We start from the raw sequence: 22,509 nt of genomic DNA on the forward strand, positions 1-22,509 counted from the left end.
TTTCACAAATACCAGACGTGCTCCACGACCTTCCGGTCCGCGCGGCCGGATTGTCTGTCTCGCGCAAGGGATTCCGTCAACCACGTCATCGGGTTTTGCCACGCGAATAGCCAGCCGGGCACGTCAGCACCCGGCTGGCTTGCGGCGGTCGGGTATTATTTGGTGCTGTCGATGGTGATGCGCTTGACGTTGGCTCGCGCCTTTTCGGTCTTGGGCAGGGTCACGGCGAGCAGACCATTCTTGAAGCTTGCGGCGACCTTGCCCTCGTCGACCTGGCCGCCGAGGGACAGCCGTCGCTCGAAGCGCCCGTAATAACGCTCGCTGAACCGGCGATCCTTGTCCTCGGTTTCCGATTTGCTTTCGCCGCGAAGCGTCAGCATGCCGTCCTCCCACAGGACCTCGATCTCGTCTGGATCGACGCCCGGAACCTCCGCTAGCACACGGATCTCGTTGTCATTCTCCTCGATCTCCACGTGCGGCCACGAACCACGGAAGGGCGACGCACCAGCGAACGAGGATGGCGGGGCGAAGCCGTGGAAGACTTCGTCGAACAGGCGGTTGACATTGCGGTGCAGCGACAGGAACGGATCCATGTCATCACCGCGATAGCTGCTCGGGAGCTGGCTGCTGCCACGGCTCCACGGGATCAGGTCACGTACACTCATGGCTCATCCTTTCGTCGTTTCTTTCCTTCCTCCTTGGCGAAGCTGCTTTCCTTCACCTGTTGGCAACGGCCAGGATCAAGCAGCATGTTCTCAATCAGGCCGCCTTGTCGCCTTCGATCTGCTTCGAAGCTGGCTTCGTCATCTCGGTTTCGATGGCGATCCGACGCGGCTTCATCTCCTCAGGTATTTCCTTCCTGAGGGTGATAACGAGAATCCCGTTTTCGAGCTTTGCGCCCTCGACGATGACATGATCGGCGAGTTCAAATCGGCGCGCAAACGGCCTCACAGCGAGGCCTGATGCAGGTACTGGACTTCCTCATCCTCCGACTTCGCGCCGTTGACCACGAGCATGTTCGCCTCGTGGGTGATCGTCAGTTCATCCTCGGCAAAACCAGCCACCGCGAGGACGATGCGGTATGCATCTTCGCCGAGTTTGACGATGTTGTAAGGCGGCCAGTTGTCAGCGTTGAGGCTGGCGTTTTCGAGCAGGTCGAACATGCGGTCGAAGCCGATGCTTGACCTGTAGAAGGGGGTAAAGTCGAGATTTGTTCTCATAGCTACATCCTCCGTAGAGCAACATAGATACGAGGGAACGCCAAGAAGCTTGGCGTTCCCTGACCATGCCGACCCCACATGGGCGTCGACAAAAATGTTTTGGGGATGCCATTTTACGGCGTCAAGGGGGAGCTAAGCCAAGTCGAGCGGGATCGCCGTAAAATGGCGTTGTGAATTCATAGCGTTAGCACTCGATAGGGGCGAGTGCTAAAAAATTTCTGATCCCCTCTTGAAACTCGAAAAGACAAAAACCAGATCGATTTGCGCGCAAGGCCGAAAGGCTCGGCGCGCCCCGCGTCGGTTCGCTCCGAATGCGGCGCGGAGGACCTCTTGAAAGATCTGTTTGTCCATGAGGACGCGATATGACGTTCCGTCCCTTGCATGACCGTATCCTGGTTCGCCGCCTCGAGGCCGAGGAAAAAACGGCTGGCGGCATCATCATTCCAGACACGGCGAAGGAAAAACCACAGGAGGGCGAGGTCGTCGCCGCCGGGCTTGGTGCGCGCGACGACAGCGGGCAGTTGCGACCGCTCGATGTCAAAGTGGGGGATCGCATTCTCTTCGGCAAATGGTCGGGCACCGAGATCAAGCTCAATGGCGAGGATCTCCTGATCATGAAGGAATCCGACGTAATGGGCGTGATCGAGGTCGGCACCGCAGCGAGAAACGCAGCCTAGGGCCGATCCGGGCCTATGCCAGACAAAGAGTGCTGCCTCAGGAAGGAGTAGAAAAATGGCTGCCAAGGAAGTGAGATTCCATTCCGACGCCCGTGAGAAGATGCTGCGCGGCGTCGACATCCTCGCCAATGCCGTCAAGGTCACGCTCGGCCCTAAGGGGCGCAACGTCGTCATCGACAAGTCGTACGGCGCGCCCCGGATCACCAAGGATGGCGTAACCGTTGCCAAAGAAATTGAGCTTGAGGACAAGTTCGAGAACATGGGCGCCCAGATGGTGCGCGAAGTGGCGTCGAAAACCAGCGACGTCGCCGGTGACGGCACCACCACCGCGACGGTCCTCGCGCAGGCGGGGCTCGCAAACTGAAACTGGCGTTCGCCGACAAATGAGAGGAACGGACAATATCGTCCATTCCAACCACGGTAGGCCCGATAGCCAGTCGGCGGCGTCGAAAGGAGGAACCTAAAGTTTCGGGGCCAAAAAAAATGACCATGCGTTCGTCGAGCTATCTTGCTGCGCTTTCGGCAGTCTTTCTCGTTCTGGCACCGGCGCCCGCCTGGGCGACCGCGCCGTCTCCTGTCATGAGTGCGAGCGTCGGGCGCGCGCTTCCCGATGTTTTGCAGGAGGTGACGCCGGCAGTCGTCAACATCGCGGTCACCTCCAGCACGTCGGCTGAGACCAATCCGCTTTACAATGATCCCTTCTTCCGCCGCTATTTCAATCTGCCCGAGGCGCAGCCGAGATTGAGTGCCGGATCGGGCGTCATCGTCGACGCCGAAAAGGGGTTCATCCTTACCAACCATCACGTTGTCGCCGACGCCAGTGAGATCACGGTAACGCTGAAGGATCGCCGCCGCTTCACCGCTGAGCTGGTCGGCAGCGATCAGGCGACCGACATTGCGTTGCTCAGGATCAAGGGCGATCGGCTTACGGCGCTCCCCTTCGGGGATTCCGATACGCTACGCGTCGGCGAAACTGTCGTAGCGATCGGCAATCCATTTGGTCTCGGCCAAACCGTTACCTCTGGCATCGTGAGTGCGCTTGGCCGCAGTGGTATCAATATCGAGGGTTACGAAGACTTCATCCAGACCGATGCCTCGATCAATCCGGGCAATTCCGGTGGCGCATTGGTGACGCCCGAAGGGCGTTTGGTTGGCATCAACACCGCCATCATCGCGCCGGCCGGCGGCAATGTCGGCATTGGTTTCGCTGTCCCGATCGCGATGGCGTCAGCCGTGATGAAGCAACTCAGTGAGCATGGCGAGGTGCGTCGGGGTCGTATCGGCGTCGTCATCCAGGATCTGACGCCCGATCTCGCGGACGCGCTCAAACTCACCGAGAACTTCGGCGCCGTTGTCAGCAGCGTCGAAGACGGCTCGCCCGCTGCCCAAGCCGGGCTACTGGCTGGCGACGTGATCGTCAGTGTTGACGACCACCCGATCTCAGGCTCAGTCGACCTGCGAAACCGGGTCGGCCTCGCGCCCGTCGGATCGGAGGTGGCCATCGAGTATCTCCGCGATGGCGCGCGTAAGTCTGCCACTGTGCGTATCGAGCCGGAAAAGGAAGCAAAAACGGCAGCGCTGCCCGATCGCCTGGAGGGCGCGCAATTCCAGGATACTGCGGGAAACGTGCTTGTTTCCAGCGTCGACGAAGGCAGCGCCGCGGCCCGCGCCGGCTTGCGAGCTGGCGACGTGATCGTCGCGGTCAACCGACACCCGGTCACAACCACGCTCGAACTGACCACGGCATTGCGCGGGACCGCCGGCACGATCGCGCTTGATCTGTTTCGTGGTGGGGCAAAGCTCCTCCTGGTTATCCGCTAGGAGGCGCACTCATCCGAGTTGGGCAACGTGTTCATCGATTGGGAGAAGGAGATGAAAAAATCTGTTCGATGGATAATCGCCGCAGGAGCGGCCACTGCAGCGGCGTTGATGCCGGTTTCGGCCGTCGCGCAGGAACAGCCGACAAATGTTCAGGAGTTGACCGGTTTCTGGCTGACGACACCGCATCCTGAACTGGCGATCCGACCCGGCGAGACCGAGTCGATCCCGCTGACTTTGCGTAACGACAATCTGCCGCCTCAGCGTGCTTCGCTGGAGGTCTCGGGGGTTCCGGACGGCTGGAAATGGTCGATCAAGGGCGGCAACCGCGAGGTAGGGGCCGTCATTGTGTCGCCCAATGCCACGGAAGAGGTCAAGCTCGAGCTGACGCCACCGGAGGGTGCGGCCGGCACGAGCGTGCCGATCGAGGTCAAGGCCCGCTACGGCAATGAAACGGCCGATCTGCCGATTACGGTGAAGCTGTCGGATGTGTCCGGGGGCGGCTTGGAGCTGAAGCCGGAATTGCCGGCGCTGCGTGGTACCGCCCGCTCGACCTTCAGCTTCAAGGTTGAAGTGACCAACAACGGCGCCGAAGAAAGCTTGTTCAACTTAGCCGCCACTGCACCTGAAGGTTTCCAGACGCGCTTCAAACGCGGATATGGCTCGGAAGAAATTACCGGCTTGCCGATCGAAGCCGGTGCCACTCAAAACATCACGCTGGAAGTCACGCCGGCGCGATCTGCGCCAGCTGGCAACTATCCGATTGCCATGGAAGTTGCGGGTGGTGGCACCAACGCCGCGACAGAACTCAGCATCGAGGTGACGGGCCAGCCGGAGGTGGCATTGAGCGGTCCCCAGGAACGGCTTTCGGGCGAAGCGGTTGCCGGCAAGGAATCGAGTTTCCCCTTTACGCTTGCCAACACCGGGAGCGCGCCAGCGACGGATGTCGAACTTTCGGCTTCGCCGCCCACTGGCTGGAAGGTGGAATTCGAGCCGAAGACCCTTGGCACGCTTGCGCCAAACGCCACAAGCGAAGTCAACGTGAAAATCACCCCTTCCGAGCGTGCTATCGCCGGCGACTACATGATCACTGTTCGCGCCAGCGGTGGAAGCGTGTCGGAATCCGCGCAATTCCGCGTGACGGTCAACACATCGACAATGTGGGGTGTTGCCGGGCTCGGCGTCATTGCCGCGGCCGCACTCGTCCTCGGCATGGCTGTGATGAGGTATGGGCGGCGATGAACACCACAGTCATAAATGCAACTGGACTGGTCAAACGCTACGGCACGGCAACCGCGGTAGCAGGAATAGATCTGTCGGTTGAAGCCGGCGAAGTTGTCGGCCTGCTCGGACCGAACGGCGCTGGCAAGACGACCACGATCCTGATGCTGCTCGGCCTGACCGAACCCAGCGAAGGCAGCGTACGCATCCTCGGCAAGGACCCTCTGCGCCAGCCGCTTGAGGTCAAGCGCGAGGTGGGTTACCTGCCGGACGCCGTCGGCTTTTACGATGCCATGTCGGGCCGCGAGAACCTCGCCTACACCGCCCGTCTCGCCGGCATGTCAAAGGACCTTGCCCGTGAGCGGATCGCCGCGGCACTCGACAAGGTGCGTCTGATCGACGTCGCCGATCGGCAGGTCGGTACCTATTCCCGTGGCATGCGGCAGCGCCTTGGCATTGCCGAACTCCTCATGCGCAAATGCAGCGTTGCCATTCTCGACGAGCCGACTTCGGGTCTCGATCCCCAGTCGACCCAGGAATTGCTCGATTTGATCCAGGCGTTAAGCCGCGATGGCATGACCATCTTGTTGTCGTCGCACATGCTTAATGTAGTTCAATCGATCTGCCATCGCATCGCACTGTTCAATAAAGGCAAGATCGGTTTTTTGGGCACGATAGAGGAACTGGCAGCGCAAATTGGGGGCGGTGCCTTTGTCGTCGACGTTGAGGCCGATGGCATCGATCTCGCCCAGGCGACCGGTGTGGCGCAAGGGATAAAATCTATCGTACCGGGACGCCAAGGACACTGGCTGGTCGAGGCTGAGCGCGACGTTCGACCGGAACTCGCTCGCTTTGTCGTTGAAGGGGGCGGTGCGTTGAAGAACCTCGACTTGCGTCGAGCAAGCCTTGACCAGGCTTACAATCGCTATTTCAAGGAGGTTGGCCATGATGCGTGAAGGCTCCCCCTTCAAGGGAACCGCGACCATCGCCCTCAAGGAAGCGGCCGATCACATGACCAGTGCGCGGATGCACCTGATCATGTTGCTTGTCCTGCTCACCGCCATCGGCGCTGTCTATGGAGCGATCGGTCGCATCAGCCAGACCACGGCTGAGGATCCCTACCTGTTCCTCAAGTTATTGACCGTCGCGCAGGAGCCCCTGCCGTCGTTCGCTGCGTTCCTCGGCTTTCTGCTGCCCCTCGTGGCAATCGCGCTTGGCTTCGATGCCATCAACGGCGAGCACTCGCGCCGGACCATGAGTCGGCTCCTCTCGCAGCCGATCTATCGGGACGCTGTGCTCTTTGGAAAGTTCCTGGGCGGACTGCTTGTCATTGCAATCGCGCTGCTGACGCTATGGCTTCTCATGGTTGGCCTCGGCATCCTTTTCCTTGGCCTTCCGCCGTTGGCTGGAGACCTGGTTCGCGGCATCGCATATCTGGGGGTGACACTGGCTTACGCCGGCGTCTGGTTGGCACTTGCGATCGCGTTCTCAACAATCATCCGATCGCCCGCCACCTCCGCGCTGGCGGCCCTGTCGGTCTGGTTGGTGCTGACAGTGTTCTGGGGAATGATCGCGCCGTTGATCGCCAATGCTGTTGCGCCGATCGATCCGCTCGATCCGATGAGTGTCATCACGCAGTTCGAGGCGCAGCAAGCTGTTGCAAGGCTGTCGCCGCAGATGCTTTACGGTGAAGTGTCCGCGATGCTGCTCGACCCTGCCGCCCGCTCCGTCGGTCCGCTGTTCTTCGATCAGGTTCAGGGTGCAATCGTCGGCGCGCCGCTCCCCACAATGCAAAGCCTTCTGGTCGTATGGCCACAGACCTCGGGGCTGGTCGCGGCAATGATCCTGCTCTTTACCGTCGCCTATGTCGTCTTCCAACGCCAGGAGGTCAGGGCATGACGTCGGCGCGGCTCAAGTATTTCCTCAGTATCCTCAGATGGCGTGATATCGATCCCGCCGATGCGTCGGGCTACTGCATCGCGGAAGTTAGAGCGTGGCTAAACGAGCTTCCGCCGCTAGGAGACCGGTAATTTTTCTGGGTGCGCACGAATTGTTGGTGCCGGCTGGTCCATCTCGGTTGCCTCAATGAAGGAGGCGACGATGGCAGTGGAATGGACGATCACGATCGAGGGCAAGAATGAGTTCGGTGATATTTGCCGAAAGGAGGTTCGCATCGCCAAGAGCTGGGAGCGCTTGTTTGATGGTGACCGCGGCCTGTCGATCGAGGACGGCAAGTTAAATGCAAAACGAGAGTCGACCTCAGCTCGACTTTGTACAAAATCGGTGGTGACTTCGGGGGGCATCTGAGCAGCCCGGGGTGAATCAATTCGCCGCAGGGTTCCGGCCTTGCGCCATTCGTTTGATCGGATTCGAACGGATGGATGAGCGAACAACATGATCGTAGCCGTGAGCCGGGAGACGCGGTCCCCCACATCCTTCGCAAATGGCTGTCGCCGTTTCGTTTCTGGTTTACCGCGCCAAGCTGGGAGCATCTGCTGGTCCTGGTGATGGGTGCGCTCCTTTCGCCTGGCAAGCGAACGGTGACGGCCTGCCTGCGCATCACCGGGCGCGCGGAGGTAAGTAATTTTGCCGCCTATCATCAACTCCTCAACCGAGCCCGCTGGAACCCCCGCACGTTGGCGGCCCGTCTGCTGTCCGTCATTGTTGACCGGCTCGTGCCCGAGGGCCCCGTCGTGATTGGCATGGACGATACAATCGAACGGCGTTGGGGCCAGCGCATCGCCGCGCGTGGAATTTATCGTGACCCGGTGCGCTCCAGCCATGGCCACTTTGTCAAGGCCAGCGGCTTGAGATGGTTGAGCTTCATGGTTCTTTCCCCTGTCCCATGGGCAAAATGTATTAAAGCCCTGCCGGTGCTGACGATCCTGTGTCCCTCTGAGCGCCATGATCAGAAGAAGGGCCGAAAGCACAAGCTGCTGACTGATTGGGCAAGGCAAGGCGTCTTGCAGCTTTGCCGCTGGCTGCCGGGCCGCGAAATCATCTTTGTCGGCGATAGCAGTTTTGCCGTTCATACACTGGCTGCGGCTCTTCCCGACACGGCCACTCTCATCACGCGGTTGCGTCTGGATGCCAGTCTCTTTGCTCCACCAGATCAACGGCACGAACATACGCTCGGGCGACCGGCGCAAAAAGGCAGGCCATTGCCGAAACTGAAAACGCTCCTCAAAGACGCAAAGACCGAGTGGCAGCGCATCGTCGCATCGTCCTGGTACGGCAAGCAAACCGACAAAACCCTTGATATCACATCAGGGACCGGCCTCTGGTATCGGCGTGGAACGCCCCCAAGACCAATTCGCTGGGTTCTCGTTCGTGATCCGTCAGGCCGTCGTGAACCCCAGGCGTTCATGAGCACCAACGTCAACCTTGAGCCCGCTCAGATCATTGCCTACTTCGTTCGGCGCTGGCAGATCGAGGTCACCTTCGCCGAAACGCGAGCGCATCTTGGCGTGGAAACCCAACGGCAGTGGAACGACAAAGCCATCATGCGCACGACCCCGTCGCTGCTGGCGCTCTACAGTCTCGTCACACTCTGGGCATGCGATCTGCTCGGTCATGGCGTCCTTCCCTATGCCGCCGCCTGGTACAAGAAAACAGAGTTCACCTTCTCCGATGCCATCGGCGCGGTTCGCATGATCCTGTGGGATCAGGATATTTATCGACAGTACCCGCCAGACCCGGACATTCCTGAAACTCAACCAAGCCGCCTCAAGCGGATGACACAAGCCCTTTGCTTCGCTGCATAATGTACAAAGTCGAGCTCAGAAATCGCGCAGAAACTGGGCATCAGGTACCAGCACGCTTATAACGTGCTGAAGGGCAGCTCCAATGCGGTCGTCAGTGTCGGTGAGAAAGCGGTTGTCCCTGCTCGAGTAGAAAAGCCACCATTGCCAGTTTGGGTGCTTTCCGATGGCGGGTTTTCCCGTATCGGTCGTAGGACGCTTTCCTCGGCGGAGGGGCTTGTTGTCGATCAGCCATTGCCGAAAGACGTGGTGCCGGCGCTGCTGGCGAAGACGAGCGCGTGGCAGGATTGTTGCGATGGTCAACGCCCCCCTGGAACAGGCGATCAAACGGCTGGCGAAGGAGATGAAACAGGCGGCTTGATCAGTGCACAGCCATGCTCACCAGCGGGTAGGGATGCACGGCCTTGAACTGCGCGATCATTGCCGTTGCCTGCTGCAGTACACGCTCGGCATTCTGGAGATCATCACGGGCAAGCTCATCGGCATTGATACGGATCGCTTCGGCCATGTTGGTCGACATTGCCGCAAAGTGCCTATGGCCTTCAATGAAGGCATCGCGGGCGGCATTTGCGAGGGCGCGGGCGATGTCGACAAAAACTTCCTCGCGCTCCTCGACGTCGAGATCTTTGATTGTATTGATTTTCTCTTCCATGTTGGCCTCACTCTGAACAGACGTGGGAGAATGACCAAGCTCATCAAGCCTCGGTCATCGAAGACCTAGGAAGAGAAAATTTCGATTTCAAGACTTCAGTGAAGCATGAGCTCGCCTTCGACCCGGCGCCATTCGTTCGGCCCGATCAGGCGCTGATGGGCATAGCGGACGGAATGCAGCGGCCCGTCGAGGCTGGCCTGCCAGAAATTCAGGAACTTGCGCATCTCGGGAAAATCAGGAGCCAGGTCGTAGTCCTGCCAGACGTAGGTCTGCAGCAGGGATTCGAAATCAGGAATGCGGTAGAGGATGTGCGCAGTAGTAAGGCCGTAGCCATTGAGCTGACGCTCCAGGTCCGATGAAAATCGCATGCTTCATCTCCGTTTCATGACGCTATGAAGGTGGCGCAATATTTTGGGGCCATCAATGGTTTTTTGAACGCAAGAACCTGTTTGTTGTTCCTTTCCAGCATGTTAGCAGCCCTTTCATGCGAGTGCTAATTTTTCGTTTCGCCCTCTTGAAATCGAAAAATCCCAAAACCAGATTTTTTCGCGCAGAACGCTCGAAGAGAGGTTTTTGCACCCGCCCGGACTGGTCATCCTGTCCGGCAAGGGGGAACAACGTCATCATTGTCTGTCCATCGGAGGAAAACATGTCGTTCCGACCGCTTCATGATCGCATTCTCGTCCGCCGGGTCGAATCCGAAGAAAAGACCAAGGGCGGTATCATCATTCCCGACACCGCCAAGGAAAAGCCGCAGGAAGGCGAGGTCATCGCCGTCGGCCCGGGTGCGCGCAACGAGGCCGGCCAAGTCCATCCGCTCGACGTTAAGACCGGCGACCGCATCCTGTTCAGCAAATGGTCCGGCACCGAGATCAAGATCAACGGCGAAGACCTGCTGATCATGAAGGAAAGCGATGTCATGGGCATCATCGAAGCCCAGGCCGAGCAGAAGAAAGCCGCCTGAGCCATCCACACCACGTCCATCAGTCAGATAGCTGCCTATTGAGGAGTTAAGAAAATGGCTGCGAAAGAAGTCAAGTTTCACACCGATGCCCGTGAACGCATGCTGCGTGGGGTCGATGTGTTGGCCAATGCGGTAAAGGTCACGCTTGGTCCGAAGGGCCGCAACGTCGTGATCGACAAGTCCTTCGGCGCGCCGCGCATCACCAAGGACGGTGTTTCGGTCGCCAAGGAAATCGAGCTGGAAGACAAGTTCGAGAACATGGGTGCCCAGATGCTGCGTGAAGTGGCATCGAAGACCAATGATCTGGCCGGCGACGGTACGACCACCGCGACCGTGCTTGCCCAGGCAATCGTCAAGGAAGGCGCCAAGGCCGTTGCTTCCGGCATGAACCCGATGGATCTGAAACGCGGCATCGACTTCGCCGTCGACGCTGTCGTCAAGGAGCTGAAGAACAACGCCCGCAAGATCACCAGCAATTCGGAAATCGCCCAGGTGGGCACCATCTCTGCCAATGGCGATTCCGAGATCGGCCGTTATCTCGCGGAGGCGATGGAGAAGGTCGGCAACGAAGGGGTCATCACCGTCGAGGAAGCCAAGACCGCCGAGACCGAACTCGAAGTCGTCGAAGGCATGCAGTTCGACCGTGGCTATCTCAGCCCCTACTTCGTCACCAACCAGGACAAGATGCGGGTCGAACTGGAAGATCCCTATATCCTGATCCATGAAAAGAAGCTCTCCAACCTGCAGGCGATGCTTCCGGTTCTCGAAGCCGTGGTGCAGTCCGGCAAGCCGCTCCTGGTCATCGCCGAAGACGTCGAAGGCGAAGCGCTTGCGACGCTCGTCGTCAACAAGCTGCGTGGCGGTCTGAAGATCGCCGCCGTCAAGGCTCCGGGCTTCGGCGACCGCCGCAAAGCCATGCTGGAAGACATCGCCATCTTGACGGGCGGCACTGTCATCTCCGAAGACCTCGGCATCAAGCTCGAGAACGTCACCCTCGGCATGCTCGGCCGGGCAAAGAAGGTGGCGATCGAGAAGGAGAACACGACCATCATCGATGGCGTCGGCTCGAAATCGGAAATCGACGGCCGCGTTGCGCAGATCCGCGCCCAGATCGAAGAAACGACCTCCGACTACGACCGCGAGAAGCTGCAGGAGCGTCTCGCCAAGCTCGCCGGCGGCGTTGCCGTCATTCGCGTGGGCGGCTCGACCGAAGTCGAAGTGAAGGAGAAGAAGGACCGCGTCGATGATGCGCTGCATGCCACTCGCGCAGCCGTCGAGGAGGGCATCCTGCCGGGCGGCGGCATCGCGCTGCTGCGGGCCGTGAAGGCGCTCGATAATCTCGCTGCCGCCAACCAGGACCAGAAGGTCGGTATCGAGATCGTCCGCCGGGCAATCGAAGCTCCCGTGCGCCAGATCGCCGAAAACGCCGGCGCTGAAGGTTCTGTGATAGTCGGCAAGCTGCGTGAGAAGACAGAGTTCTCCTATGGCTGGAACGCCCAGACGGGCGAATATGGCGATCTCTACGCCCAGGGCGTCATCGATCCGGCCAAGGTCGTCCGTACCGCGCTCCAGGATGCGGCCTCTGTCGCTGGCCTTCTGGTGACGACGGAAGCCATGATTGCCGAGAAGCCCAAGAAGGACGCGGCCCCGGCCATGCCCGCCGGCGCCGGCATGGACTTCTAAGGCGATCGCTGGTGGCCCGCCGCACCTTCGAGAGGCGGGCCACCTCACATCCTCCTACCAAGTTCCATCGGTCAAGATCAATGGAGCCAAGCCATGAGAAAGGAAAGCGTCAGCAATTCGATACCGGAAGAAGCAACGGCGGCGACCAGCGCCGCAGGTGCGGAATATAGCGCTGCATGAAGATTTGGCTTTTCTCCCGATTGGTCGGCGCCGGCAGAGCAACCACGCGGAACACGCGCGGGCTGACGCGCTCGGTTATTCGTTTGATAACTCCTCCTTTTCCCGCGGCGTCCCGTCCCTCGAAAATGATGACAATGCGTGCCTGCGACTTCTTCACCCAGGCCTGCAGATGCGCGATCTCCACCTGTAGACGACGTAGCTCCTTACCATAGTCCGCAGTCCTCCGCGTTGATCTCGACAGGCGCCGCATGCATTCCAGCATGGCCGCGTCCGGAAGGTCGTCGACCAGTTTGGGGCCGCCGGCCACAAGTACGAGATCGTGCTCTCCGGCGGCTTCTTCGTATGTGCGGTGCGCCGCCATCCTCATCCCGTTATACGCCGCTAATACGCCTTCCGGGCCGACGACCTCGACCTGATACCGGTCAGCCTCCGGCAGGAATGTGTTCGCCTCCTCGAACACGTCCATGGGACCGGAAACGTCGATGGCCTGAATGCCCGGAAAGACGATGACTGTTACTGAACGCACCGGAGGCACCGGCCGCAGTTTCTCTTCGTGATCATTCGAGCAGGTTCTGCGCTTGCTCGAACATGTGGATGACTTTTCCGCTTCATAGATGACGATTTGCTGAACTCACGAAAATCGTCTTACTGTCTCCAAAAGGCGCTCGCACGTTCGCACCACATTTTTGACAGGAGCGGTCGCGACGCCGAGCAGCAGTCCTGCCTCTGCCGTTCTAGCCGATGAATACCATGGTGATATCGGCGCCGGGAACAGGCCGAAGCTGAACGCCCCGCTGATTATGGACTACAACGATCGCCAGGCAATCGAGAGCCTGTTTGGAAAGCTTGCGGAGGTCGAACGCCAAGCCGCCCCGATTGACCATGAGGCCGACGCCTTCATCAGGGAACGCATCGCCGCGCAATCGTCTGCTCCATATTTTATGGCGCAGACAATCGTCGTTCAGGAACAGGCCCTAAACGCCGCCCAGCAACGCATCGAAGAACTCGAATATCAACTCTCACGCCGCCCGGCCGGAGGCGGCTTCTTATCTGGACTGTTCGGTAGTGCTGCGAACACCCGCCTTGGCGCCTCCCGACCCTCGAACGCTCCTAACTCCGGACCCTGGAGCCGACAGACGGGGAGCGTTGGTCAGGTACCGCGCGGCAATAGCTTCCTCGCCGGTGCTGCGCAGACAGCAATGGGCGTCGCTGGCGGCGTGTTGCTGGGCAATGCGATAGCCGGAATGCTGGGCGGTTCAGAGGCCAATGCCGCCGAAACAGAAAAGCCGCAGGACCAGCCGGAGGATGCCGGCGATGACGGCGACTTCGGCGATGTTGAGCTTTAAGTGCTGCTATCCGGGGCGCTCTCGCGCTCCGGGGTAGCGCATTTTCTTTGCACAGAGGAGTAGCGCAAGATCTCCTGGACCGTGAATCGCCTTATCTGCTCCCGCGCAGCGGCTCACGCGTAGAGCTCGCTGTCGCGTTGAGTCGCGATTGGGGGGCAAACGGAACCGCTCCCCCGATCCGCTCCCATCGACTGCCGTTCGATTGTGACTGGCCATTCCATAACAACTCGATTCGTCGCGTCCAGCCCCCAAACCTTGCGCGCCTATGAAGGTTAGGGTTAGGGGAAATCTGATCACTGGCGCAGGAAGCGCGGTTCGAAGCGATCGCGCTTCACATCCGCGGCCGGGTGAAATCGCCGGACTTCGCATCCATCACCCAGAGCTCGCCGGTCGAGATGTCGAACCAGGCGCCGTGCAGTTTCAGTTTTCCGTTCGCCTCGAGGATCTGCACACAGGGGAACGTCCGGAGATTGGCGATCGAATTGCGGATCGACACGCGCTCGAGCGCGCGCTGCCGCTCCGCCTGGGTCATGAGCTCATTGCTCTGGATCTGCTCGGCGGCGGGCTTCAACAGGTTCATCCAGCGGCCGATGAAATCACCGGGGGAGAGAGGTTCGGCGTCCGGATCGAGCGCCGCCTTGATGCCGCCGCAGCGTCCGTGGCCCATCACGACGATGTCGCTGACGCGCAACGACTGGACCGCGAATTCGAGAGCGGCCGAGGTCGAGTGATAGTGCCCATCCGGCTCACAGGGCGGCATCAGGTTGGCGACGTTGCGCACGACGAAGAGTTCGCCCGGGCCGGCGTCGAAGATCGTTTCGGGAGCGGCGCGCGAGTCACAACAGGCAATAACCATCGTCTTCGGCTTCTGTCCGCTTTCGGCAAGCGTCTTGTATCGTTGCTGCTGCTCGCTGAAACGACCTCTCATGAAGTTGCGGTAGCCGGTCAGAAGATGTTCCGGAAAGCCCTGCATATCCATCGGTAACCCCGCGTCATCCACTCGTTCGCCGCTCAATCGCTCCTATTGCATGTCTGGTAAAAGACGCATGGCGCTGCAGGAAGCACGAACCGCTGAAGTGTTACAGCGACCTGGGCGCGCCTGAAAGAGCGAAGTGCTTAGCCATTTCTTTATCGGCCCTATTTCTTGCCCGCCTTGCTCGGATGGATGAGGCGGCGCATCTGCACCATCGCCATCCGCGTCGCGAGACTCGATGGGTCGTTGGTTCAAGAAGTTACGCGGCAACGCCGATCAGGGATACACCCCGGCTCAGCTAGGGGCTAAATCAAGTCGCTAGGAGGATCAATCGCACCCCACATGCCAGTACGAGCAATGGGCCCCATAGAGCAGTAACAAGCCTCACCCCACCAACCAGCGAGCGCCGATGGCTAACACCACGTCCTATGGGTCATTCCAGCGCCCCGGCTTCGGACGTCCCCGCTGATCTGTCATTTAGCAACTGTGAAATTGCAAGGATCAGTTGCGGCATGGCGAAGGGTTTTTCGAGCATGATGCTCTTGGGGACGCCTTTCGATGCCCAATCGGGAGCGCTGTCGCCGCTGATGTAGACCACCGGCATCTCCGGGTCGAGCTCCCTCGCAACGCGTGCGACATCCCAGCCGCTCGGGTACGCAGCTAAGCGAACGTCCGTTATTGCGCCGGCAATGGGTGAGTCTGCGGCTTTCAAGCGATCTATGGCCTTCGTGCCGCATGTTACCGCCACGACGTTGAAGCCAGCCTCTGTCAGGCCGTCTTCAAAATCCATCAGCAGGAACGCCTCGTCCTCCACCAGCAATATGGTTACCGGTTCCACGTCTGCACGTCCCCGCTGATCTGATTGCAGTCAACGCGGAGGTAGTCACAGGGTTCCCGTACATCTTAATCGGCTTTTGGTTTCCCTCTCAGGCCCGACTGGAAGCGGCCTCGTGATGGCGTCGTGGACGTTCAGCAGTTAGGGGCCATGTTGCGTACTTCCCTAGCCGTGTAGCCTCGGGATGCGAAACGACGACTAAGTACCGCTGTTAGACGACTTTATCGGTCAGCTTCGGTGTGCTGGTCTGGCTCGGTCCTACTCCTCGCCGAAGTTTCGCTTTCCTCCGCCTTCGCCGCTGCGATACGCATCCCGCTCAGAATGTGCTCGGAGATGCCGCGGGCGATCTCCCGTTCGACCATGATGATCAGGCTGGCGCCGCACTTCTTGAGGTAATCCACCTCCGCATCGGAGTGGGCGCGGGCGATGATCTCCAAGGCGGGATTTGCGGCATGTGCCTGTTCGATGAGGTTGCCGCTCTCGAACGGATTCGGAATAGCGCTGATCAACCATCGCGCTGCGGCAACATTGGCCGCCTCAAGCAGCCCCGGCTGGGCGGCGTTGCCGGCGATCACCTCGATCTTCCGCGCGCGCAATTGATCGACCGTCACCTGCCGTTCCTCGATGACGAGATAGGGCACCCCCGCACCTGTCAATGTCTCGGCCACCAGACTTCCGACCCGTCCATGGCCAACCAGCACGGCGTGCCCTGTAAGTTTGGTAACCGGAGGTTCGGCGTGGCCGGGTGCATCCGTTCGCTGTGCGGTTCCGGCTGGCTCTGTCGCCTCGAGCCGAGGGGTCAGCCGATCGCGGACCACGAACAGCAGCGGATTCACAAGGATGGAGAGGAACGCACCGGCAAGGATGAGGTCACGGCCAGCTTCGGACAGAAGCCTGAGGTCGACTCCAAGGCCCGCCAAAATGAAAGAAAACTCACCGATTTGCGAGAGGCTCACACCCAGCGTGAAGGCCACTTGACCGGAATGGCGGAAGGTGAGCGCCACGGCTGCTACGGCCGCGGCGTTGCCAATGACGACAATGAGCAGAACCGCGCCCACGAGCACCGGCTCTCGCCAAAGGATCGTGGGATCGAACAACATTCCCACGGAAACAAAGAACAAGACGGCGAATGCGTCGCGGAGCGGCAGTGTCTCCTGTGCCGCCCTTTGGCTTAGCTGCGATTCCGCCAGTATCATTCCTGCGAAGAACGCCCCAAGCGCGAAGGAGACGTCAAAAAGGGTGGCAGCGCCGAAGGCGACGCCAAGCGCTACAGCCAGGACGGCCAGCCGGAAGAGTTCACGCGATCCGGTATGGGCCACGTAGTGAAGCACCCACGGAACCACGCGCCGGCCGACGATCAACATGACGGCGAAAAAGGCCGCGAACTTGCCGAGTGTTAGCGCGAGGGCAGCTGGAATAGTATGGGGTACGAGAAAGGCGACCGCGTCATTGTCGTTGGTGATTGTTCCGGGCGTTCCGCTGAGTACGGCGGCAAACGCCGGTAACAGAATGAGCGCGAGGATCACTGCAAGATCCTGCACGATAAGCCACCCGATGGCGATGGGGGCATGTGCCGTTGCGAGCAGGCGCTTTTCTTGAAGCGTTCGAAGGACCACAACCGTGCTCGCGACCGACAGCGCGAGCCCGAAAACAACTCCCGACTCCACAGGCCAGCCAATGATCTTAGCCAACACGAGCCCAAGCGCCGTGACGATCGCCATCTGACAGATCGCGCCGACAAGAGCGATTGTTCTGACTGGCAGGAGGTCGGCGAATGAAAACTGTAGACCGATGCCGAACAGCAGCAGAATCACGCCCAGCTCCGCGAGCTGGCGTGTCAAAGCCTGGTCCGCGACGAAGCCCGGTGTGACTGGACCAATCAGAACCCCGGCGACAAGATAGCCAACCAGCGGCGACAAGCGAAGCCTGTCTGCCGCCGTGCCAAGTACGAAAGCGAGCCCAATTCCGGCAACGATGGTGGCAATCAGCGGTGTCTCAGGCATTTGTCACTCGATTGCTTGGAGGCGGCACACCAGGATGATCTCTTTGCGCTGGGACGAACTCCGCCCCGTGGTGATTCATTCGCAAGGCATTCGCACGGCCCAAGAGGCGCCCGAGACCCGTTCCCTTCACAACGCAGAGGAATATCCCACCTTTGAGGAGACGAGCGCTTCGCCTACCGGAAATTTTCGGACTGCTGAGCCGGAGCCCCTTGGTGGGCCTGCCGACGCTAGCTGCAAACAAAGGGCTTGAAACCGGTCGCAAGACGAACTGACACCTAGGCAGGACGGCCGATACCTAGTCTACGCATTTCGCGATAAACCGTCGAACGGCCGAGACCCAATTGCCTCGCAGCCTCGGTCGGCGAAACGTTGCCCTCGATCAGCTTCATGGCCGCTTCCACTTTCTTCAGGTCAAGCGGCTGGCGCCCCGGTCGCTTTCCTTTCGCCCTAGCGGCGGCGATGCCATCCTTCGTCCGTTCTGAGATCAGCCGCCGCTCGAAATGCGCGATGGCGCCGAATACATGGAACACGAGTTCGCCAGCGGCCGAAGACGTGTCGATCTTCTCTTCGAGGCTGAGCAGGTCGATCTGACGCTCTCGGAGCAACTTCACAGTCTGAAGCAGTTCAGCGAGAGACCGGCCTAGGCGATCGAGACGGACGACCGCGAGCGTGTCGCCCGGACGCGCATAAGCCAGGAGGTCGCCCAAACCTGGACGGTCCATACTCTTGCCGGATTTGACGTCGGTGAAGATCTTGATGGCACCGAAGCCGCAGGGTTTGGCCAGCGACATCCTGGTCGCCGGTCGAGACGCGCGCATAGCCGAGAATTGCTCCCATGTTCCTGTCTCCGAAACGGCCGTTCTGTGGACAACCACGCTTGAGTGCATTGAACGGCTTCGATTCCGTCCACAGAATATGTCTCTTTATTCCAGTCTGTCCATGAACTTGTGAAGCCTTTTATGGACGCCGGGAGGACCGCCAATGCGCAAGCACGCACTGCTGAGCGAAGCCGAGCGGGAACAGCTGCTGGGGATCCCGATCGACCGTGATGACCTGGCCCGGCTCTACACGCTTGAACCGAACGACATCGACCAGGTCCGGCTGCGGCGGGAAGACCGCAATCGCCTCGGCGTGGCCCTTCAGCTTGCGTTGTTTCGCCACCCCGGCATGACCCTCGCTCAGATTCTTCAGAGCTCCGCTGGGCTTCCCGAGGGACTGGTATCCTTCGTCGCCGAGCAGCTCGGAATACCGGCGATTGCCCACGCAGATTATGCGGGTCGGGAACAGACGATGACGGATCACGCCCGTGAGCTCGCGGCAGCGTATGGGCTTCGCGGGGCGGCCAGAACGGATATCCCCTTCATGATCGAGGCGGCCGCCAAGGCTGCCTGGGGAACGGACAAGGGTATCGTGATCGCCGCCGGCATCATTGACGCGCTGCGTCAGGCCAGAATTCTCCTCCCTGCCGTTTCGACCATCGAGCGCGCCGGCATTGCCGGCCGGGCGCGCGCCAGGAAACAGGCGGCTCATGCGCTCCTGTCCGGTCTTCGGCGGGAGCAACTGGACGCTCTCGATGCCCTTCTGATCCCCGATGCGAGCAAGGGTGCCATGCCGCTCACGTGGCTCAAGGCAATCCCGGCGACTGCGAAGCCCGATCACGTCCGCGAAATCCTCGAGCGCCTGCAAATGGTGAGGGAAATCGAGATTCCGGCGAAACTGCCAGCCGCTGTGCATCCCGACCGATATCGACAGTTCGTGCGCGAGGGGCGTGCGTCTCCAGCCTATCTGCTCGAACGCTACACGACATCACGCCGGCGCGCGACACTGGTCGCTTGCCTGATCGATCTGGAAGAGCGTCTGGCGGACGCCGCCATCGGCTTGGCCGACAAGCTGATCGGTAGTGCCTTTAGTCGCGCCCAGAACAAACAAGACCGGCGCTACGCTGCCACCGCCAAGGATGTTGGCCGACTGATGCGTTTGTTTCACGGGACGATCGAGGCACTTTCCACCGCTCTCAACAACGACACCGACCCGATCGGGGCGATCGACGAGACCGTCGGCTGGGCAAACTTGCTCAAGGCAAGACCCGAAGTCGCAGTACTCGCCCAAACGGCGGACGTGGATCCCCTCATGGTAGCGGTGGACCGGTATGCGACACTGAGAAAGTTCGCCCCGGCGCTGATCGAAGCGCTCGACTTCAAGGCCGGACGAGGAAGCGACCGGACGATCGCCGGTATTCATCTGCTTCGCGATCTCAACAGATCGGGCAAACGAGATGTGCCGCCCGATGCGCCCATGCCTTTCAAGAAGGAGTGGCGCAAACTAGTGATCGGGCCGGATGGCAGGATCAATCGCCGGCTCTACGAGACCGCGATGCTGGCTCACCTGCGCAACAAGCTGCGTTCCGGCGACGTCTGGGTTGAGCGATCTTCCGCCTATCGGCGTTTCGACAGCTACCTCCTCCCGGAGCGAGCCGCCGCGCCGGTCGTCGCCGAACTCGGGCTGCCAACGGCCGCCGACGAATGGCTGCAACAGCGTGGCCGCGAGCTCGACTGGCGACTGAAGAAGTTTGCGCAGCGGCTCAAACGGGACCAGCTCGAAGGCGTGCGCTTTGTCGAGGATCGGCTGCAGATCTCGCCGGTCAAGACCGCGGTCCCCGCCGAAGCGGAAACGCTCGCCGATCGGCTCGATGCGATGATGCCGCGTATTCGCATCACTGAACTCCTGCACGAAGTCGCTCGCGAAACCGGCTTCATGGCGGCCTTCACAAACCTGCGCACCGGCGGAGGCTGCCCCAACGAGAGCGCTCTTCTCGCCGCCATTCTGGCCGATGCCACCAATCTTGGGCTCTCCCGGATGGCAGCCGCCAGCCAAGGCGTGACCCGCGACCAGCTCATCTGGACGCAGGATGCCTATGTCCGCGAGGATACCTATCGGGCAGCGCTCGCCACCATCATCAACGCTCAACATAGCCTGCCGATCGCACGAATCTGGGGCGATGGCGCGACGTCAAGCTCGGACGGGCAGTTCTTCCGCGGCGGAAAGCGCGGCGCCTCAGGCGGCGACATCAACGCCCGCTACGGCGTTGACCCCGGTTTCAGCTTCTACACCCACGTCTCCGACCAGCACGGCCCTTATCACGTCAAGGTGATTTCGGCGGCGACGCACGAGGCGCCTTATGTCCTCGACGGCCTGCTTCACCACGGGAGCAATCTCTCAATCATGGAGCATTACACCGACACTGGCGGCGCCACCGATCACGTGTTTGCGCTCTGCGCCATGCTCGGCTTCCGCTTTTGCCCGCGACTGCGCGACTTTCCGGACCGGCGGCTGATCCCGATCGACCACCCTGCGAGCTACCCGACGATCGCGCCGCTTCTCGGAAAACGCATCCGCGCCGACATCATCCGCGAGCATTGGGATGACGTCATGCGGCTCGTCGCCTCGCTCAAGGTCGGCCATGTCGCGCCCTCGGTGATGTTGCGGAAGCTCGCCGCCTATGAGCGCCAGAACCAGGTGGATATCGCCCTCCAGGAAATCGGCAAGATCGAGCGGACCCTGTTCATGCTCGACTGGCTGGAGAATCTGGCACTGCGCCGCCGATGCCACGCCGGCCTCAACAAAGGTGAGCAGCGCCATGCCCTGGCGCAGGCCATCTATACGTTCCGACAGGGGCGCGTCATCGATCGCAGCCATGAGGCCCAGCAATACCGGGCGTCGGGCTTGAACCTCGTCACCGCGGCGATCGTCTATTGGAACTCGATCTATATGGCCGACGCCGTGACGCACCTGCGGGCACAAGGCGAAATCATCCAGACGATCTCTTGACCCATACCTCACCGGTTGGATGGGAGCACATCGCCTTCTCCGGCGATTTCCTTTGGGATCGTGCCGCGAAGACAACCGACCGGAAACCGCTCAACCTGGCTGGAAAACAGCAAGCGGCATGACAGCGGTCTGGCTTCGTTCTACCTTGGCGTTGTTGGCCCTTATCAACCAAAGACAGCGACTGCTGATTTGACGATGATCCCACCAGCCGGACTTCTGCGCAGTTGACGGCCGGTCGCGGCGCGAAAGATTTGCAGCAATTGCAGCGCCGGCGGCACTCGCGACCACATGGTTTTCATGCGTTCCCGGCCATTTCGGGTTTTCCGAACAGCCTGGCCCGTCACAATGCGCTGTGACCAGCGGAAACCGATCTCGTGGAAATACAGGTCGGCATGCTGCGGGCTGATATGATGAAAGACGCCGGCAATGGTGCGGCGGACACGGGAATTGAAACCTTCGACCGAATTGACATGGACGGCGTCACGAACGTATTCGCGGCTGGAATGCTTCACGGTGTCATGCCTGGCATAGTTCTCGCCAAGAGCCATGAACGCTGTCGCCTCATCGCTCATCAAATAGGCATCGGGGTCGATCTGCGCTTCGGCGGCGCGCGCCGCTGCCCGGAGCGAAAGACCCGTCACCACCGCAGCACGCGCGTCACCGGCCGGAGTGCCGGGTGTGACGTCATCTGGCCGTTGAACGATCACCATGACCGGCGTCTTCTGGGTATTCGGCAGACCTTTTCGGCCTCGTCCAGGCGGTGGATCGTCCGGATTTATTCTTGCTCGCCCACCGAGATAAAAATGGTCGATCTCCACCGTGCCATCGAGCATGTGCTCGCGCGCCACCATGAGACGCAGCGCGTGTCCCATCCGCCAGGCCGTCGGTTGGCTTACCCCCAGAGCCTCGGCCAGGCGCACCGAGGATAAACCTTTATCCGACTGCAGCATCAGCCACATGCCCTTCAGCCAGACACTCAGAGGAAGCTTTGTGGAATGCAGCGGCGTGTGTGTCGTCACCGTAAACTGAAACCGACACTCGCCGCTGGAACATTGATAGAGACCCGGACGCGCACGCCGCTTGCCCATATCGCGCCCGGCGATCGCGATCGAGCGTTTGTAACCACAGGCAGGGCAAACTCTCCCAGCCGGCCACACCATGCTTTCCAGCAATCGCCGACACTGCTCCTCATCGCGAAAGGCCACGACCATATCTTCCGCGGTCCGAATGTTGGCAAGCGCTGCAAGCATCTCCGACATTCTCATCTCCTTCGGATCATGCCCGAAGAATCGCATCGCAGCCCTTGAGCATCAAGCTTCTTGCTGTCTTTGGTTGATAAAGGCCGCGT

General features: G+C 60.5%; 17 protein-coding genes and 6 pseudogenes. 12 read left to right on the forward strand and 11 right to left on the reverse strand.

From position 1 onward, the window contains the following. Positions 1-155: 155 nt before the first annotated feature. Complete coding sequence (locus QM996_RS25395) at positions 156-665, reverse strand: Hsp20/alpha crystallin family protein (RefSeq protein ID WP_334196705.1); 510 nt, start codon at positions 663-665, stop codon at positions 156-158. Positions 666-759: 94 nt separating this feature from the next. Next, positions 760-1,220, reverse strand: a pseudogene (locus QM996_RS25400) (Hsp20 family protein). A gap of 362 nt (positions 1,221-1,582) precedes the next feature. Between QM996_RS25400 and QM996_RS25405 the strand changes: the two are divergent. From QM996_RS25405 to QM996_RS25440, 8 genes and pseudogenes are all read left to right on the forward strand, one after another. Further along, the gene (locus QM996_RS25405; RefSeq protein WP_334196706.1) at positions 1,583-1,897 is read left to right on the forward strand and encodes a co-chaperone GroES; all 315 of its coding nucleotides are present in this window, start codon (positions 1,583-1,585) and stop codon (positions 1,895-1,897) included. A 55-nt stretch (positions 1,898-1,952) separates the two neighbouring features. After that, positions 1,953-2,246, forward strand: a pseudogene (locus QM996_RS25410) (TCP-1/cpn60 chaperonin family protein); the annotation flags it as partial. 134 nt (positions 2,247-2,380) lie between these two features. Then, on the forward strand, positions 2,381-3,718 hold the full coding sequence (locus QM996_RS25415) for a Do family serine endopeptidase (protein WP_334196707.1): 1,338 nt from the start codon (positions 2,381-2,383) through the stop codon (positions 3,716-3,718). Between the two features lie 51 nt (positions 3,719-3,769). Next, the gene (locus QM996_RS25420; RefSeq protein WP_334196708.1) at positions 3,770-4,957 is read left to right on the forward strand and encodes a COG1470 family protein; all 1,188 of its coding nucleotides are present in this window, start codon (positions 3,770-3,772) and stop codon (positions 4,955-4,957) included. Beyond that, complete coding sequence (locus tag QM996_RS25425) at positions 4,954-5,892, forward strand: ABC transporter ATP-binding protein (protein ID WP_334196709.1); 939 nt, start codon at positions 4,954-4,956, stop codon at positions 5,890-5,892. The genes QM996_RS25420 and QM996_RS25425 overlap by 4 nt, the downstream gene beginning before the upstream one ends. Next, complete coding sequence (locus QM996_RS25430) at positions 5,882-6,835, forward strand: ABC transporter permease (RefSeq protein ID WP_334196710.1); 954 nt, start codon at positions 5,882-5,884, stop codon at positions 6,833-6,835. The genes QM996_RS25425 and QM996_RS25430 overlap by 11 nt, the downstream gene beginning before the upstream one ends. 201 nt (positions 6,836-7,036) lie before the next feature. After that, the gene (locus QM996_RS25435; protein WP_334196711.1) at positions 7,037-7,243 is read left to right on the forward strand and encodes a hypothetical protein; all 207 of its coding nucleotides are present in this window, start codon (positions 7,037-7,039) and stop codon (positions 7,241-7,243) included. A 74-nt stretch (positions 7,244-7,317) separates the two neighbouring features. After that, a complete protein-coding gene (locus QM996_RS25440; protein ID WP_334196712.1) occupies positions 7,318-8,700 on the forward strand; it encodes an IS701 family transposase in 1,383 nt (460 codons plus the stop codon). Positions 8,701-9,058: 358 nt separating this feature from the next. On the opposite strand, the gene QM996_RS25445 is transcribed toward QM996_RS25440, so the two are convergent. Together QM996_RS25445 and QM996_RS25450 are read right to left on the reverse strand one after the other, a co-directional pair. After that, the gene (locus QM996_RS25445; RefSeq protein ID WP_334196713.1) at positions 9,059-9,349 is read right to left on the reverse strand and encodes a hypothetical protein; all 291 of its coding nucleotides are present in this window, start codon (positions 9,347-9,349) and stop codon (positions 9,059-9,061) included. 95 nt (positions 9,350-9,444) lie between these two features. Further along, positions 9,445-9,717 carry an usg protein gene (locus tag QM996_RS25450; RefSeq protein ID WP_334196714.1) on the reverse strand — a complete coding sequence of 91 codons (273 nt, stop codon included), beginning with the start codon at positions 9,715-9,717 and terminating at the stop codon, positions 9,445-9,447. Between the two features lie 281 nt (positions 9,718-9,998). Between QM996_RS25450 and groES the strand changes: the two genes are divergently transcribed. Next, entirely contained in the window at positions 9,999-10,313 is a 315-nt protein-coding gene (gene groES, locus QM996_RS25455; protein ID WP_334196715.1) for a co-chaperone GroES, read from the forward strand. A 54-nt stretch (positions 10,314-10,367) separates the two neighbouring features. Next, positions 10,368-11,996 (forward strand): chaperonin GroEL, encoded by a 1,629-nt coding sequence (gene groL / locus QM996_RS25460; protein ID WP_334196716.1) that lies wholly within the window; start codon positions 10,368-10,370, stop codon positions 11,994-11,996. Between the two features lie 154 nt (positions 11,997-12,150). Here the strand turns inward: groL and QM996_RS25465 are convergent. Beyond that, positions 12,151-12,390: pseudogene (locus QM996_RS25465) on the reverse strand (polyphosphate kinase 2); the annotation flags it as partial. A 66-nt stretch (positions 12,391-12,456) separates the two neighbouring features. Next, positions 12,457-12,642 (reverse strand): annotated as a pseudogene (locus QM996_RS25470) (AraC family transcriptional regulator); the annotation flags it as partial. 334 nt (positions 12,643-12,976) lie between these two features. On the opposite strand from QM996_RS25470, the gene QM996_RS25475 reads away from it, so the two are divergent. Then, complete coding sequence (locus QM996_RS25475) at positions 12,977-13,522, forward strand: DUF2076 domain-containing protein (RefSeq protein ID WP_500270389.1); 546 nt, start codon at positions 12,977-12,979, stop codon at positions 13,520-13,522. A gap of 331 nt (positions 13,523-13,853) precedes the next feature. On the opposite strand, the gene QM996_RS25480 is transcribed toward QM996_RS25475, so the two are convergent. The 4 genes and pseudogenes from QM996_RS25480 to QM996_RS25495 form a co-directional block, all read right to left on the reverse strand. Next, on the reverse strand, positions 13,854-14,495 hold the full coding sequence (locus tag QM996_RS25480; protein ID WP_334198668.1) for a carbonic anhydrase: 642 nt from the start codon (positions 14,493-14,495) through the stop codon (positions 13,854-13,856). Positions 14,496-14,928: 433 nt separating this feature from the next. Then, on the reverse strand, positions 14,929-15,333 hold the full coding sequence (locus tag QM996_RS25485; protein WP_334196717.1) for a response regulator: 405 nt from the start codon (positions 15,331-15,333) through the stop codon (positions 14,929-14,931). A 218-nt stretch (positions 15,334-15,551) separates the two neighbouring features. Further along, positions 15,552-17,333 carry a cation:proton antiporter domain-containing protein gene (locus QM996_RS25490; RefSeq protein WP_334196718.1) on the reverse strand — a complete coding sequence of 594 codons (1,782 nt, stop codon included), beginning with the start codon at positions 17,331-17,333 and terminating at the stop codon, positions 15,552-15,554. A 275-nt stretch (positions 17,334-17,608) separates the two neighbouring features. Next, positions 17,609-18,170, reverse strand: a pseudogene (locus tag QM996_RS25495) (recombinase family protein). A 144-nt stretch (positions 18,171-18,314) separates the two neighbouring features. Here QM996_RS25495 and QM996_RS25500 point away from each other — a divergent pair. Next, a pseudogene (locus QM996_RS25500) lies at positions 18,315-21,283 on the forward strand (Tn3 family transposase). 42 nt (positions 21,284-21,325) lie between these two features. Here QM996_RS25500 and QM996_RS25505 read toward each other — a convergent pair. Next, on the reverse strand, positions 21,326-22,420 hold the full coding sequence (locus QM996_RS25505; RefSeq protein ID WP_334196719.1) for an IS1595 family transposase: 1,095 nt from the start codon (positions 22,418-22,420) through the stop codon (positions 21,326-21,328). Positions 22,421-22,509 lie beyond the last annotated feature (89 nt).

It is taken from the genome of Sinorhizobium chiapasense (assembly GCF_045277575.1).
Classification (GTDB): domain Bacteria; phylum Pseudomonadota; class Alphaproteobacteria; order Rhizobiales; family Rhizobiaceae; genus Ensifer; species Ensifer chiapasense_A.